The 14,891-nt window shown below is 72.9% G+C and carries 9 protein-coding genes; 1 reads left to right on the top strand and 8 read right to left on the bottom strand.

What is annotated here, in order from left to right; all coding sequences use genetic code 11:
- Positions 1-486 precede the first annotated feature (486 nt).
- On the bottom strand, positions 487-3,210 hold the full coding sequence (locus ACFPZI_RS00575; protein ID WP_381356615.1) for a cation-translocating P-type ATPase: 2,724 nt from the start codon (positions 3,208-3,210) through the stop codon (positions 487-489).
- Between the two features lie 443 nt (positions 3,211-3,653).
- On the opposite strand from ACFPZI_RS00575, the gene ACFPZI_RS00570 reads away from it, so the two are divergent.
- Positions 3,654-4,529, top strand: coding sequence for an alpha/beta fold hydrolase (locus ACFPZI_RS00570; RefSeq protein ID WP_381356612.1), 876 nt, complete (start codon positions 3,654-3,656; stop codon positions 4,527-4,529).
- A gap of 161 nt (positions 4,530-4,690) precedes the next feature.
- On the opposite strand, the gene ACFPZI_RS00565 is transcribed toward ACFPZI_RS00570, so the two are convergent.
- From ACFPZI_RS00565 to ACFPZI_RS00535, 7 genes are all read right to left on the bottom strand, one after another.
- Positions 4,691-5,989, bottom strand: a complete 1,299-nt coding sequence (locus ACFPZI_RS00565; protein ID WP_381356609.1) for an amidohydrolase — start codon at positions 5,987-5,989, stop codon at positions 4,691-4,693.
- A 70-nt stretch (positions 5,990-6,059) separates the two neighbouring features.
- On the bottom strand, positions 6,060-8,015 hold the full coding sequence (locus tag ACFPZI_RS00560; protein WP_381356606.1) for a TOMM precursor leader peptide-binding protein: 1,956 nt from the start codon (positions 8,013-8,015) through the stop codon (positions 6,060-6,062).
- A complete protein-coding gene (locus ACFPZI_RS00555) occupies positions 8,012-8,767 on the bottom strand; it encodes an ABC transporter permease (protein ID WP_381356603.1) in 756 nt (251 codons plus the stop codon). The genes ACFPZI_RS00560 and ACFPZI_RS00555 overlap by 4 nt, the downstream gene beginning before the upstream one ends.
- The gene (locus ACFPZI_RS00550; protein ID WP_381356600.1) at positions 8,764-9,726 is read right to left on the bottom strand and encodes an ABC transporter ATP-binding protein; all 963 of its coding nucleotides are present in this window, start codon (positions 9,724-9,726) and stop codon (positions 8,764-8,766) included. The genes ACFPZI_RS00555 and ACFPZI_RS00550 overlap by 4 nt, the downstream gene beginning before the upstream one ends.
- Positions 9,727-9,772: 46 nt before the next feature.
- Positions 9,773-10,945 (bottom strand): metalloprotease, encoded by a 1,173-nt coding sequence (locus ACFPZI_RS00545; RefSeq protein WP_381356598.1) that lies wholly within the window; start codon positions 10,943-10,945, stop codon positions 9,773-9,775.
- Positions 10,942-12,072 (bottom strand): lantibiotic dehydratase C-terminal domain-containing protein, encoded by a 1,131-nt coding sequence (locus tag ACFPZI_RS00540; RefSeq protein WP_381356595.1) that lies wholly within the window; start codon positions 12,070-12,072, stop codon positions 10,942-10,944. The genes ACFPZI_RS00545 and ACFPZI_RS00540 overlap by 4 nt, the downstream gene beginning before the upstream one ends.
- Positions 12,060-14,885 carry a lantibiotic dehydratase gene (locus tag ACFPZI_RS00535; RefSeq protein ID WP_381356592.1) on the bottom strand — a complete coding sequence of 942 codons (2,826 nt, stop codon included), beginning with the start codon at positions 14,883-14,885 and terminating at the stop codon, positions 12,060-12,062. Before ACFPZI_RS00535 ends, ACFPZI_RS00540 begins: the two co-directional genes overlap by 13 nt.
- Between the last annotated feature and the right edge of the window lie 6 nt (positions 14,886-14,891).

The following is a 14,891-nucleotide window of genomic DNA, read 5'->3' as shown; positions in this document are numbered from 1 at the left end:
AGGACGGTGTCGCGGGTGGGGTACCTACCGACGGGCACGGGGGCCGTGCGCGGGCGGTCCTCGTTGAGCAGAACAGCCCAGTTTCTCGTCGAGAAACCCGACGATGTCGTCGGGCAGTCAGGAGGCGGCGGAGTCGGATCGGACTCGTGGTGCGGAGGCAGGTCGGCGACGTCGTGGCCGACGACGAGCAGGGTGCCGCCGGGCGTGACAGCGTCCGACAGCCCGCGCAGTGCGGTGCGGTCGGGCCGGTACGGCAGCGGCTGCAGGGCCCCCGCGGCCCGCGCGCACGCCCGGCGACCGTGACCTCGTTGAGAGGCCGTAGACCCTCACGACCGTGGGGGCGCAGAAGGCAGGAGCAGAAGGCAGAGCAGGGCGGACAGCCCGGTCCGTCCGCCCTGCCCTGCCCTGCCTACCTGTTGTGTCCGACTGCCTGCCTGCCTGCCTGCCTGCCCTGCCCGCGCGGTCGGTCCGCCCGGCGCACCGCCGTCATGCCGCCTGCCGGGACGTCGGCTGCGAGCCGGTGACGCGCGTGCGGCGGGCACGCGCACGCAGCACGGACTTGAGCACCTCGCCGGTCCACAGGATCGCCGAGCCGACGGCAGCGCACGCCAGCCACTGACCGGGGGTGAGGTCGGTGGTGGTGAAGAAGCCGTGCAGTGCTTCGGTCTCGACGATGACGATGAGCAGGGTGATCACGGCCGCCGTGGCGACGAAAGCGGAGGTGTTCTGCAGTGTTTCACGGCTGAATATGCTGCGGGTGTCGTGCCGCACGTTGAGCAGGTTGAAGACCTGGAAGAACACGAAGGTGACGAAGGCCATCGTGCCCGCGACGGTCGCCTCTCCCAGTTCCGCCTCCGGGCCGGGGGCCCAGATCAGCACCGCCAGCGTGCCGGCCGCCATCACTGTGCTCGCCAGCAGGATGCGGGCGAGACGCTGCCTGCTGAGGATCCGTTCGCCGGCTGCGCGGGGCGCGCGCTTCATCGCGTCCGGGCTGACCGGGTCGACGCCCAGGGACATGGCCGGCGGGCCGTCCATGACCAGGTTGACGAACAGGATCTGCAGGGCGGTGAACGGCGCCCCGCCGGCCAGGCCGGTCAGTGAGGCAATCAGGAAGGTAGCCACGAAGCCCAGGGCGGTGGAGACCTGGAACCGGGTGAACTTCACGATGTTGTCGTAGATGCCGCGGCCTTCGCGGACCGCGGACACGATGGTGGCGAAGTTGTCGTCGGTCAGCACCATCGTGCCGGCCTCCTTGGTGACCTCCGTCCCGGTGACACCCATCGCCACCCCGATATCGGCCTTGCGTAGCGCGGGGGCGTCGTTGACACCGTCACCGGTCATCGCGACGACATCCCCGCGGTCCTGCAGCGCCCGGACGATACGGATCTTGTGCTCGGGCGACACCCGGGCGACGACGCCCACCTCGTCCAGCCGGTCGGCCAGGGCGGTTTCGTCGTCGATACGGTCCAGCTCGGCGCCCGTCACGGCGGCTCCGGGGATACCGAGCTCGCGGGCGATGGCACCGGCGGTCACCGCGTGGTCACCGGTGATCATGCGGACCCGGATTCCGGCGTCGATGCACTCGGCGATCGCCGTGCGCGCCTCCGGACGGGGCGGGTCGACGATGCCCACCATGGCCGTCAGCACGATCCGGTCGAGGAGATCCTTGGGGTCCTCGGGAGCTTGGAAGTCGTCGGCGGGGAAATCCTCCATGCCCAGCGCCATGACACGCATGCCCTGCTCGGCCAGCGAGGCGTTGCCCTCGTAGAACCGACGGCGGGCCGTGTCGTCGAACGGCAGGACCCCCGCCTCGCCCACGAGGCGGTCCGCACGGTCCGCGAGGACGTCGGGGGCGCCCTTGACGAAGCACCGGATCACCGCACGCCCGGAGTCGTCCGTCCAGTCGTGGAAGGTCGCCATGAACTTGTAGTCGGAGTCGAAGGGGACTTCCAGTCGCCGCGGCCGACCCTGCCGCAGCCCGGTCACGTCGATGCCGCCCTTCTCGGCCAGGACCACCAGGGCGCCCTCGGTCGGGTCACCCACGACCTCACCGTCGCGGATCACGGCGTCGGTGCACAGAGCCATCGCGGTCAGTGCGTGGTCCAGGGTCTGTGGCAGGGGCTGTCCGTCGGTGGTGCGGATCCGCCCCTCGGAGGAGTAGCCCTCGCCGGAGAGCGTGAGCCGGCGGCCGGCCAGCAGCATCTCCCGCGCCGTCATCTGGTTCAGCGTCAGCGTGCCGGTCTTGTCCGTGCAGATCTGGGTGGTACTGCCGAGAGTCTCGACCGACGCCAGCTTCTTGACGATCGCCCCCTTCTTGGCCATCCGGCCCGTGCCCATCGCGAGAGTGAACGCGACCACCGCGGGCAGGCCCTCGGGGATGGCCGCCACCGCCAGCGACACGGCACTGATGAACAGGTCGCCGAAGTCCTGCCCGCGCACCAGGCCCAGGATGAACACCAGGGCGATGACCAGCCCGGCGATCAGGGCGAGGGTGCGGCTGAGCGTGTCGATCTGACGCTGCAGCGGCGTCGGACCGGGCTTGGCCGAGTGCAGCATGTCGGCGATGCGGCCGGTCTCGGTGCTCATACCGGTGGCGGTGACCGTGACCTCGCCGCGGCCGCGCGTGACGGCGGTGTTCATGAACACCGCCGTCACCCGGTCGGCCAGTGGGGCGTCCTCCGCGACCTCGGCATCCGCGTCCTTGGCCACGGCCTGTGCCTCGCCGGTCAGGACGGACTCCTGCACCTCCAGGGAAGCCGATGTCAGCAGTCGTCCGTCCGCGGGCACCCGGTCGCCCGGCGCCAGGGTGACCACGTCCCCGGGGACCAGTTCACTGGCGGCCAGTTGCATCAGGCGGCCGTCGCGGCGGACCGTGGCGTGAGTGACCGTCATCTCCCGCAGGGCGTCCAGTGCCGCCTCGGCGCGGGACTCCTGCACGAACCCGATCGTCGCGTTGAGCAGCACCACCACCGCGATCGCGATCGGGGTCTCCCACTCCTGGGACACCACCAGGCTGACCACGGCGGCCACCAGCAGAATGATGATCAGCAGATCCTGGAACTGCCGGAGGAAGGCCCGCCACCGGGGCTCCCGCGGAGCCTCGTCCAACTGGTTCGGCCCGTGCTCCGCCAGCCGCCGGGCAGCTTCGGCAGACGAAAGCCCCGCACCGGGGTCCACGTCGAGCCGGCCCGTTGCGTCAGTTGCGGGCAAAGCATGCCAGGGCGGTGGCGTGGCGGAATCGTCGGAAGGAAACATTGCTTCATTTTGCATGCGGTGACGCGGCCGGGCATGCGCGTACAGGAAGAATCCGGAGGCCGGCCCGGGGACAAGAGAGCTGCCCTGACCCGCCCTCGACCGGCCCGTCCGGTGTGTTTGTTTCTCGTACCGGGAGACGAAGCGGAGCCGGTCACCACCGGTTCAAAACCGCCACAGGCATGGACGATCGTGGCAGTGGCAGTGGCAGCGACGGCGGGCAAGCAGGAGACCGGGCGACCGCGAGACCCGGAGACGGTGTCACCTGTTCGGCTTGCCACCGGCCTGCCACCACCCCGCGCACCACCGTCCGGCCCGCACGGCGCCGTACCGCCGTCCTGTCCGCGACCGCCCGAGGCGGCGGCCGATGAGTTCTCGGCTCGGGACCGGTCCACACCGCCATGACCACACAAGCACAGATCCTCAGGACCTCCGAAGCCGACCTCGTCCACGACGTCCTCGGCCCGTTGCCGACCGCCGACGGACGCCCGCCGCTGTTCATGATCGGCCAGCCCATGGACGCCGCAGGCTTCCGCGCACTGGCGTCGTACTTCCCCGAGCGCACCGTGATCACCTACGACCCGCGTGGTATCGGCCGCAGCGTCCGAAAGGACGGCCGGGTCGACCACAGTCCCGCCCTCCAGGCCGCCGACGTGCACGCTGTCATCGAGGCGCTCGGCGCGGGCCCGGTCGAGATGTTCGCGAGCAGTGGGGGAGCGGTGACCGCGCTCGCGCTGGTGGAAACGTACCCCGACGCCGTGACCACCCTGGTGGCCCACGAGCCTCCGCTCATCACCCTGCTCCCCGACGCCCAGGCTGCCGTACGCGCCCGCGCGGCCGTGCGGGATGCCTACGAGGAGAAGGGCTGGGGTGCCGGCATGGCCGCGTTCGTCATGATGACCTCCTGGCAGGGCGAGTTCACCGAGGACTACTTCGCCCGGCCCGCGCCGGACCCCGCCGCCCTGGGGATGCCGGCCGACGACGACGGTTCCCGTGACGATCCGCTGCTCTCCGACCGCTCATGGACGGTCAGCAGCCACCGCCCCGACACGGACGCGCTCACCGACGCGCCGACGCGGATCGAGATCGCAGTGGGCGAGGAGTCCTTGGACACCCTCACCGGACGCACCGCGGTGGCGACGGCCGGACTGCTCGGACAGCAGCCCACGGTGTTCCCGAGCCACCACGGCGGCTTCCTGGACGGCGAGTTCGGCTACGCCGGGCAACCCGAGGCATTCGCGCGCAAACTGCGCGAGGTTCTCGACCACGCCGGCTGACGGCCCGTCGGTCCGACTCAGGGGGTGCCCAGGTAAGTGGTGGCCTCGACGTCGTTGAGGTGGATGAGGACGTCGTGAGCCTCGCCGAGGGCGATCTTGTACTCCATGGGGTCGGGCCACCCGGCGCCGATGTTGTAGGTGACCCAGCCGGCCGTGGCCCGCTACCCGTCGGCGAACCGGTCCACCGCCGCGGCCGCCAGCGCGCCGATCGCGGGCCGCAGGACGCTGCCGATGTGCGGGGCGAAGAACGGGGAATGGTTCGGGGCCGGCGCGGCGTCGGCACCGCCCGCCGCCGCTTGGCGCCACTCCCGCGCGCCCACCACGCCCAGCATCCAGTAGACCAACGGGACTCCACGCAGGCCGTGGACGGGGGCGCCGGCGTCCCCGAACAGCGGGAAGTCCTCGGTGGCCATCGAGCCGGGCCAGTCCAGCACCCGGCCGGCGCCCAGGAGCGCGGCGTGGGCCCGCCGTACGGAGGCGGTGTGGTGCGGGTCGCACAGCAGGGCCGCCGAGCGGGAGGCGACCGTCACCTCCGGCTCGCGCGGCGCCCCCGCGGCGGCGCTCTCCGCGAGAACGACGCGGCGCACCGCGGACAGCGCCCGTTCCAGGGACGCCTCGTTCGCCGCGCGCAGCGCGATGCCGAGGCGGGCCTCGTCGGGGATGACGTTGGCGGCCGTCCCGGCCCGCAGTGTGCCCACCGTCAGGGTCACCTGGTCGGCGGGCGCCGTCTCGCGGGCCACGACGCCCTGGAGCCGGGTCACCACGGAGGCCGCGGCGACCACCGGGTCCACCGCCAGGTGCGGGGTGGCGGCGTGGCCGCCCCGCCCGTGCAGCAGGACGTCGAGCACCGCGCCGGCCGCCGTCATCGGCACCCGCTCCGGCGCGTGCGCGACCGTGCCCGCGGGCAGCGGCGCGGCGTGCTGGGCCAGCACGACGTCGGGCCGGCCGAACCGTTCGTACAGTCCGTCACCCAGCATGGCCTCGGCCCCGCACAGCGTCTCCTCGGCGGGCTGCCCCACCACCACCAGGGTGCCCCGCCACCGGTCGGTGAGGCGCGCGAGCAGGCCGGCCGCGCCGGTGGCCGCGGCCAGGTGCAGATCGTGGCCGCAGGCGTGCATGGCGCCGTTGCGGCTGGCGTACGGCAGTCCGGTCCGCTCCTCGATCGGGAGCGCGTCGAGTTCCGCCCGGAGCCACACCCGGGGACCGTCCCCGTTGCGCAGGACGCCGACGACGCCGCGGCCGCCCACCCGGCGGGTCGCCGTGCAGCCGGCCGCCTCCAGGGACCGGGCGAAACGGTCGGCGGTGCGCTCCTCCCGCCCGGACGTCTCCGGATGCGCGTGCAGGTCCAGGTACAGGTCGAGGGCGGGCCGCAGCACCTCCCCGGCGCGGGCGAGGAGACTGTCCGGGGCCGGGGCGTCGGATACCGGGAGAGCCGGGGAGGGGTGGGACGGTGGGTTCATCGGCGGGCTCCGCGAGGACGGCCGGGTCCCCGCCGCGCCGCGGTGGGGACCCGGAAGGGGACGGACGGATTCACGGGAAGGGGTGCGGGGCCCGGAGGATCTCCGCGTCGGTCAGGTCGTGGTCCCGGTGCCCGCCGCGGTGCAGCGCGGTCCGCAGCCGGGGCATCAGCAGGGCCCGTTGCCGGTTCCAGCCGAAGTCGATCGGCAGCAGCCCCGGCACCACCGTGGCGACCGTGCGCAGCCCCGCCCGCTCCTGCTCCGGCGAGGTCTGGTCGACGGCGATCACGTCGTGGCCCGCCGCGACCAGTTCGTCCCGCACCATCGCGACGTCGTCCCGCAGGTCGCCGGTGCGGGGCCGGCCGTGGCGCTCCCAGTCCCCGTACACCTCGTCGAAGGGACGGGCCGGGGACGGCTCCAGGTAGGCCTGTGCGTACGCGGACATCCGGGGCAGCCCGTACAGCTGGGGGTGGTCCTTCAGATGGCGCACCAGGAAGAAGTCGTCCGCCATGGCCTCCAGTTCGTCCCGGCGTTCGGCGGTCTGCCGGGACAGGTGCGGGATGTAGCTCAGCACCTCGGACAGGGCCCCCTCGACCGCGGACCTCGGGTCCAGGGAGGCCGCCGCGGCGAAGGACAGGGTGCCCGGTCCGCCGTCCCGGCGGACGCCGACCACGGTGACGGCCGGGATCGCCAGGTCGATCCGGTTGTCGAAGACGTGGACGTCGTAGCCCTGCAGGGCGGCCCGCTCGGCCATCGCGACGGCCGTGGGACTGCCCACCGTGGCCAGGTCGATGCGGGGCAGCCGGGCCGCGCCGTACCAGCCGTTCAGGAAGGAGTCCCGCTCGACGAGTTCGAGCAGACCGCCCAGGACGGCCTCCTCCGGACAGCCGCCGATGGCGCAGCCGTTGGAGCACTCGAAGACGAAGTTGTCGCCGGCCAGCGGGGCGCTGTAATAGACCAGCCGCGACGGCACCAGCACCGGACGCTCGTCCCGCAGCGACCAGCCCCACTCCCAGGGGATGGGGCGGCCCGGGTCGAAGGGGTCGGTCAGCGGGTCGTCCCGGTAGGTCTCCGGGCTGTACAGCCCGCACACCCCGGGGTCGACCGCGTCGGCCCGCAGCTCCTCGTAGGAGCCGACGACCGGGGCGCGGCCCCCGCGCCGGTGGGTGCCCGCGTACCGTTCCAGGCCCTCCAGGAACGCCAGCCGGCGGCTGGTGGCGAAGGAGTTCTCCTGCCCGCTCCAGGTGACGTCGTGCAGTCCCGCGTAGCCGCGGACGAAGGCACTGCCGGCCACCGGGGCGGTGGTGGACGAGGTGACGTCGGTCCAGGTGCCTGCACCCAGGGCGCCGCAGACCGGGTTGGCCAGGGCGTCGGTGGGCAGCGGGTAGGCGAAGGCCGACCGCAGCCGGTAGGTGTCCGGGTCCGGCTTGGGGCGCGAGGCGAGGGTGAGCGGCTCGACTGCGACCGATGCCGGGGCGCGGCGGCCGCAGTCCGGGCAGAGCGGGTCGGCGAGCAGCGGGTACGTCCGGATCGTCAGGTTCGCCAGGTCCAGCCGGGTCACCTGCGGCAGGGCGCGGTCCGCCGGATGCTCCGCCGGGGGCGCCGGGAGCGGCCCGCGCAGCAGCGCCTCGCACAGCGCGGTCACGGTGTCCCGGACGTGGCCGGTGAGTACCGGCCAGGCCCCGGCGGGGCGGGGCCCGTCGGGCCCGGCGGTCTCCAGGGCGTTGCGTTCGCTGCGGCTGCGCAGCCGCTGCCAGCGCAGGGCCAGGCAGCGGCCGCAGGCGGGAGCGGTCCCGTCGCCGCCCCACGGGCCGAGCAGCACCGCCGAGGCGGTGACGTGGACCAGCGCGGTGGGCCGGTCCGCGGCCCACGGGTCCCGGTCCCGGGCGTCCGGGCCGCCCGCGCCGACAGCGCCCACCGGAACCACCCGGGGGGCGTCCACGGCGCCGAAGTGGCCGTCCAGGGCTTCCTGCAGGGCGTCGCGGGCCCGCGCCATGGGGTGCGCGAGCGGCAGGGTCGCGGCGCTCATGAGGACTTCGTCCAGCGGAAGGCGCGCGCCGCGACGGCACCGAAGACCACGGCGAACACGACGAGCCCGAGAGCGCCCCAGCCGATGTCCGACAGATCGCCGCGGCCGGTCAGCGCGGCCGACACCGCGTCGTTCAGATAGCGCAGCGGCAGGACCATCGAGACCTTCTGCAGCCAGTCCGGCATGGCGTCCAGCGGGAAGAACGAACCGGACAGGAACGCCATGGGCAGCATCAGGAAGTTGGCGATGCCGGCCACCGACTCCGGGGTGTCGGCGACGCTGCCGATGATCACCCCGAGCAGCAGGAACGTGGTGATGCCGAGGATCATGACGGGGATCAGCAGCGGCCACCGGGAGTCGGGCACCAGGTCGAAGCCCGGAAGCATCGCCACCCCGATGAACAGCACCGACTGCACCAGGCCCACGCCCAGGGCGAGTACGTAGCGGGAACCGATGACGGCGGTCAGCGGGGCGGGGGACAGCCGGATCATGCGCAGGATGTCGTCCGAGCGCCACTGCATCAGCGTGAACCCGATGCCGAAGACGGCGGCGTTGGCGACACCCCAGGAGAGCACCCCGGCGGCCGTGTAGGACAGGTAGGAGAAGCCGCTCTCCTCGACGCTGCGACCGCGGAAGACGAGACCGAAGACGACGAGGAAGATCAGCGGGAAGGCGAAGGTGAAGAAGACGGTCGTCTTGTCCCGGACCTGGGCGCGGTAACCCGCCGTGGTCAGCGCGGAGTAGGCGCTCATGACTGCTCCTGGTTGTTCGATGCGAGGGGGGACTGCGGCCGGGCGGTGAGCTCGAGGTAGACGTCCTCGAGGCTGGGGCTGCGGGTCTGCACGCCGTCCAGACCGGTGAGGGGGTCGAGGGCGGCGAGGACCCGGCCGGTGGCGCGGGTCTGCAGGACGAGGTGCCCGCCCTGTACGGTGACGCCCTCGACGCCCGGCAGGCCGGCGGCCTGCTCCTCGTCGATCCGGCCGAGCGGGACGAGCAGCCGGCTGGCGGCACCGAAGGTCCCGATCAGGTTCTGCGGTTCGTCGGTGACGACGAGCCGGCCGTCCACCAGGATGCCCACCCGGTCGCAGAGCGTTTCCGCCTCGTCCAGGTGGTGGGTGGTGTAGACGATGGTCCGGCCCTCCGCCTTCAGCCCCCGCAGCACCTCCCACAGATCGCGCCGGCCCTCCGTGTCCAGTGCGGCGGTCGGCTCGTCGAGGAAGATCAGTTCGGGGCCGTGGACCAGCGCGGAGGCGATGGCGAGCCGCTGCCGCTGGCCACCGGAGAGGTTGTCGACCAGGACGTCGTGCTTCCCGCCCAGGCCCACGGCCTCCAGGGTGCGGTCGACGGCCGCGCGGTCCGTGCCGAACAGCGCCGCGACGGTGCGCAGGTGCTCGTGCACGGTCTGCCGTACGAAGAAGGCCGAGGACTGGGTCTGTACGCCCATGCGCGGCAGCAGCGCGGTGTTGCGTGGCCAGGGCGACTCGCCGAACACCGTGACCGAGCCGGAGTCGGCCCGGCGCAGCCCTTCCATGATCTCCACCAGGGTGGACTTGCCCGCCCCGTTGGGACCCAGCAGCCCGAAGAACTCACCGCGCCGGATGTCCAGAGAGACCCCGTCGACCGCCCGCCGGCTGCCGTAGTTCTTGGTCACGTCGTCGACCACGACGGCCGGTTGGGCTCCGTGGTCCGTGGTGGGGGAGGGGGAGCTCATACGGGTACCTCATTCATGAGTTGCGTGTTCTTTCAGGGTCGGAGAGTCAGCGGAGGAACAGCCACACGACGGCAGCGCAGGTGCCGGCCGCCGCGACGAGCACCAAGGCGGCCGCGGTGACGGCGTAGGAGACGTACAGGCGGCGGGCGCGCTGCGGGTAGTCGGCGACGGCGTCCCGCCCGCGGCGGCGCAGGGTCAGGTACGCGCCGGTCTCCGGGGCGAGGTTGGCGGCGCCCAGGATGTGGCCGAGCATGCGGTAGCCGTCCAGCGGGGACAGCGGGACCAGATTGCTCAGCGCCTGCACGATGCCGACGAAGAGCATCCCGGTCAGCACCGGGCGGACCGGATCGGCCGGGTCCAGGAGCGCCCACCACAGAGCGAAGGGCAGCAGGAGCGCCAGGTTGACGTAGGCGCCCGCGGCGGCGACCACCAGCTTCGCCCGCAGGCCGGGCAGGAACAGGTAGTTGTCGACCGTGCAGTACATCATCATGGCCGGGAACCGCCAGCGCAGCCCGATCTCGGACACCACTCCGCCGTAGTGCCGGGCGGCGACGCCGTGGGCGAGCTCGTGCAGGCAGATGCTGAACCAGAGGAAGACCGCGAACGGGACGAGCGCCAGGGGGCTGGTGAGCAGCTCCCACGTCCCGTCGAGGAACGCCCCCGCGTCTGCGAGGACGGCGACGGTCATCACCACGGCGGCGGCGGCCACCGGCAGTTGCGCCCAGGGGCGCAGCACCGGCCGCAGCAGCCGGTGCAGGCGCCCGGTCGTCGCGTGGGCGTCGGCGACGGTCCGCCGGCTGCCCGCCCAGAAGGTGCCGGTACGTGCCGGGCCGGGCTCCGGCGGCGCGGGCTCCGGGGAGCCGTCGAGCAGACCCCGGGTGCCCAGCAGACCCAGGAGCCGCGTCCACTGCTCCTCCGGCAGCCTGCGCCGGAAGCGTTCCGCGTACGCGGCCACGACGTCGTCGACGTTCCGTGTCCCGTCGAGCAGGCCGATGACGAAGTGCTCGCGCGGGCCCACCTCGAACGCGGCGCCGCTGACCGGGTGCTTGATCAGGTGCACGGTGCGTGGGCCGCGCAGCAGCGCAGGACTGATCAGTACGCCCGGCCGCAGGGCGGGCCGGTAGGCCCGGGCGGCGGCGGCCCGGCCCGCGGCAGGACCGCCGCCGGGGGCCCGGCCGGACTGGCCGGCGGCAGTGCCGGCGTGGTCGGTGGCGCTCATGAGGCCGCCTGCCGTCCCCCGGCCGGTTCCCGCAGCACCCGGCCCAGGACGAAGGCCAGGTACGCCTCGTCCCGGATGGTGACGTGCAGCCGGTTGTTGGTCATGTGCATGTACGGCGAGAGGAGGCGGGGCAGCACGGCCGGGGCGTGCGTGACCGTCACCAGGGGGGCCGCGTCGGGGTCCTCGGCGCGCACCTGGCCGGCGTCCTCCCGGGCCGGGCCGTCCCACGCCGGGAAGGCGAGTTCGCCGCGTGCGGTGAGGTCCACCACCCGCTCGCGCAGCTCCAGGCAGTGCTCGGCCCAGCGGCGCAGGAACGCCGGCAGCCGGGACAGGTCACCGCTCGCCACCGTCTGCCGCACCTGGGCGAAACGGGCGCCGAGGGCGGGTGCCTCCCGTTCGTAGGTGCGCTCGTACTCGCTGGACCCGATGAAACCGGTGCCGGGGAACAGCCGGTGCCAGAACTCGTAGTAGGAGTCCAGGTAGTCCGCGAGCCGCTCCTCCTCGGGCAGGAAGCAGCCGGCCATCACCATCATCAGCTGCGCGGAGGTGCCCAGCAGCACCGTCCGCAGGTGCAGGTTCATGCTCCGGTACGCCTCCAGCACGAGGTCGCTGGAGTGCCGGAAGTGCCATTCGGCGAGCTCCACCCCGGCCGGACCGCCGTACTTGGCGTACTCGGGGGCGTAGACCTCGTAGGAGAAGGAGTTGTTCGGCCTGAGGTTCATCCGGCCGTCCGGGCCCATGTACGCGGCGCGGTCCTCATCGGGGAACTCGATGTCGAACAGGGAGTTGTAGAAGTCCTTCAGGAAGCCCGAGTCGACCTCGTACAGGGCGGGGCGGGTCTTCAGGAAGCCGCTGATCGCCTCCTCGGCGCGGCGCCGCACCTCGGCCTCGGCGGCCGGACCGCTCGGACGCAGCCGCAGCCGGACGTGCGGCCCCTCCAGCCAGTAGTTGATGAAGAAGTAACCGGACAGCAGCCCCTCCTCGGTGAGCCGCTCCACCAGCGGGCGGACGCACTTCACCAGCAGCGGCTGGGGGTTGGCGGCGTAGAAGATGTGCAGGGCCAGCCACGGCGAGGCGGCGGTGCCCGGGGCGGGCCGGAAGGCCGCGGGTTCGGTCAGTTCGGACATGACGGTGCGACCTCCTGGTCGGACTGCGGCTGCTGACGGGTGGTGAAGGTCTCCACGGCGAGTTCGGCGACGTGCCGGCCGCGCCGGGAGGTGAGGTGGAGGCCGTCCTCGGCGGGAAGCATCTCCCGGAAGGCCACCCGGGTACCGGGCTTCCGCTCCACCAGGGCGTCGAACGTGGCCAGGCACAGCGGGCTGTCGAAGTCGACGTAGACGGGCTTGGCCCCGATGGGGCCCTGGCCGGGGTGGGAGACCGTGGCGAAGCAGCGGTCCGGCAGGCCGTGGGCGCGTTGCCAGCGCCGGTACTCCAGGTAGTGCTCCTCCTCGCCCGAGCCCTGGGAGCGGACCGGCAGGACCTCGGCGTCCGCCGTCCAGGTGCGCCGGCCGACCACCACGTCCCCGTGGGTGACCCGGGGCCTGCGGGTGACGCCGTCGACCGCCTCGCCCTCGGGCACCCCCGACCAGACGTCGAAGGGCGCCATGGTGCTGGGGGAGAGGAGCAGCAGGCTGCGCGGGATCTCCGGGAGCGCGATCGGCACGAGGTAGCCGAGGTACACCGGCACGACCTCGCGGCCGAGGCGGCGGGAGCGGAGCACCAGACGGCCGGCCGCCTCGTCGTGGACGACGTAGAGGTCGTCCAGGTGGATCCGGTCCTCCTCGGGCACGGTGCTGGTCTCGCCGGGGCACACGATCTGGTAGTCGGTCAGCCGTCCGTGCAGGTTCAGATTGCTGGTGACCGGACCGCCGGTGACCTCCGCCAGCACGGCGCCGTCCGGGCAACGGGCCGCCATCTCCGCGCGCAGCGCGTCGCAGAATCCGGGAGCGGCGGGGTCGCCGTCCGGGGCGGTGCCGTCGTAGAGGTGGGTGAACCGGCTGAAGGGGAAGGCCAGTCCGCCGTACGACTTGTTGAGCACCACCAGGGGCCGGCCGCCCTCGGGCCGGGACAACTGCAGATGGTGGCTCTGCGGGGTGAAGTGGCCGGTGATCCCGCCGAGTTCGCCGACGGTCTCGGACAGCAGCGCGGCTGGAAGCTCGATCTCCTCGGCGCCGTGCTCCGCGTCGTCCCGCCACAGGGCGCTCATCCCCGCGTGGAAGTGGCGGCGGGCCTGGTCGAGCGACTTCATCTCGCTCTGACCGAGCCAGTTCTCCTCGGGCACATAGATGCCCTGGTCGTCGAAGGAGGCCCGCTTGGAGGTGAAGGAGATGTACTGGTCGAAGAAGTCCTCGTGGAAGTCGTGGACCAGGCCGAGCAGGTCGTCGCACCGGCCGCCGCGGCCGTAGCGGGCGATGAAGAAGCCCATGAGGGTGATGCGCTGCGGCAGTGTCAGGTCGAACAGCGGCAGGACGCCCTCGACGGCGCGCAGGGCCCGTCCGGTGTCCCCGCCGAGCACGGCGGACGCGCACGTGGACACGTCACCGGTGTCCACGTCCTCGTACACCAGGGTCTGCGGGAGCGCCGGTTCGGCCGCCCCCAGTTCCCGCTGGGCGTCGAGGAGCCCCGTCCGCAGGGTGCCCAGCAGAGAACGGCGTTCGTCGACGCCGGCCCCGGTGTAGCGGGCGAGGCAGTCGGCCGGACCGTCCAACAGGCCGGCCAGCCGGTCGGCCCAGGCGGCCCCCAGCGAGCGCAGGGCGTCCTGGTAGGAGCGCAGCGGGTCGTGGTCGTGCACGTCCGCGCGGAGCACCGGCACCTGCACCATGCCGAGCTCCAGCAAAGCCGACGCGTACCGTTCGCACGCCTCGTGTCCCGCGTCGTGCTCGCTCTCCAGCCAGGCCACCAGGTCCCGGTGGCGCACCGGCTGCGCGTGTCCGCCGAGCCACTCCAGCAGCCGCTCCAGAGTGCCGCTGCTGCGCAGGAAGAACAACCGGTCGCGGACCGCGTCGAAGGTGACCGCGGCGCTGTCGTCGCCCGCGGCCAGCACGTGGCGCACATAGCGGATGCGGTCGGCTTCGCGTCCCCAGCCCGGTGAGAGGACCACCGGCAGGTCCTGGTGGCGTGCCGGGTCGGCCATGATCAGTTCGGTGAGCCGGGCCAGGGCCACCACATTGAGCCGTACGTGGCTCACCCAGTCCTCGCCGGTGCGCAACGCCGCGCCGTCCTCGGGGCCGTCGGCGAAGGTGCCCAGGCCGATGCCGGTGAAGGTGCTGAAGGGGCTCGTCTTGCAGGCCGTGCGGTACAGGTAGGTCAGCGCGGACCGCTCGATCTTGCGCAGGCGGTTGCCCGGCCGCGCACTGGTGTCGCGCAGGTAGGTGTCCAACCGACCGTCGAGGGCGGGCGAGGCGAGCAGCAGACCGAGGCGCAGCCGGTCGTCGGCCAACACCTCGCGCAACACGCCGCGGTTCTCCCGCAGTTCACCGGCGAGGAGGTCGGCGCCCTCGGCCCGGAGCTCCTCCAGGCGGGCACGGTCGCGCAGCCACTCCTCGGTGAGCCGCCCGGTGTGCGGGTCCCGCTCCGCCACCAGGCGGACGGCGGCCGCGGGGTCGGCCGGCAGCCGGTTGTTGAAGATCTGCCGCCGCAGGTTGATCAGGCCACGGCGGGCGGCGGCGTCCCCCGCGTCCTCCTCGGGGCCGGTGGTCGACTTGACCAGAGTGTGCAGCAGGTCGCTCAGCGCCGCACCGGCGGCGCTCAGGCGTTCCTCCTCGTCCAGCACGGTGTCGGCCCAGCGGCGGGTGCCGGGGCAGCGCAGGCCGTGCACGGTCTCGACGGGCAGACCGGCGGCGCGCAGCACGAAGCGCCGGCCGAGTTCCCAGTGGGCGCCGGGTGCGGCGGGCTCCGGGAGGGTGTCCGGGGCGCCGGACTCTATCGGGGTCATGAGCATTCCTTC

It is taken from the genome of Streptomyces chlorus (genome assembly GCF_042655885.1).
Taxonomy (GTDB): domain Bacteria; phylum Actinomycetota; class Actinomycetes; order Streptomycetales; family Streptomycetaceae; genus Streptomyces; species Streptomyces chlorus.
Note: the sequence above shows the minus strand (reverse complement) of the source record. Positions and strands in the feature narration are given on the sequence as shown.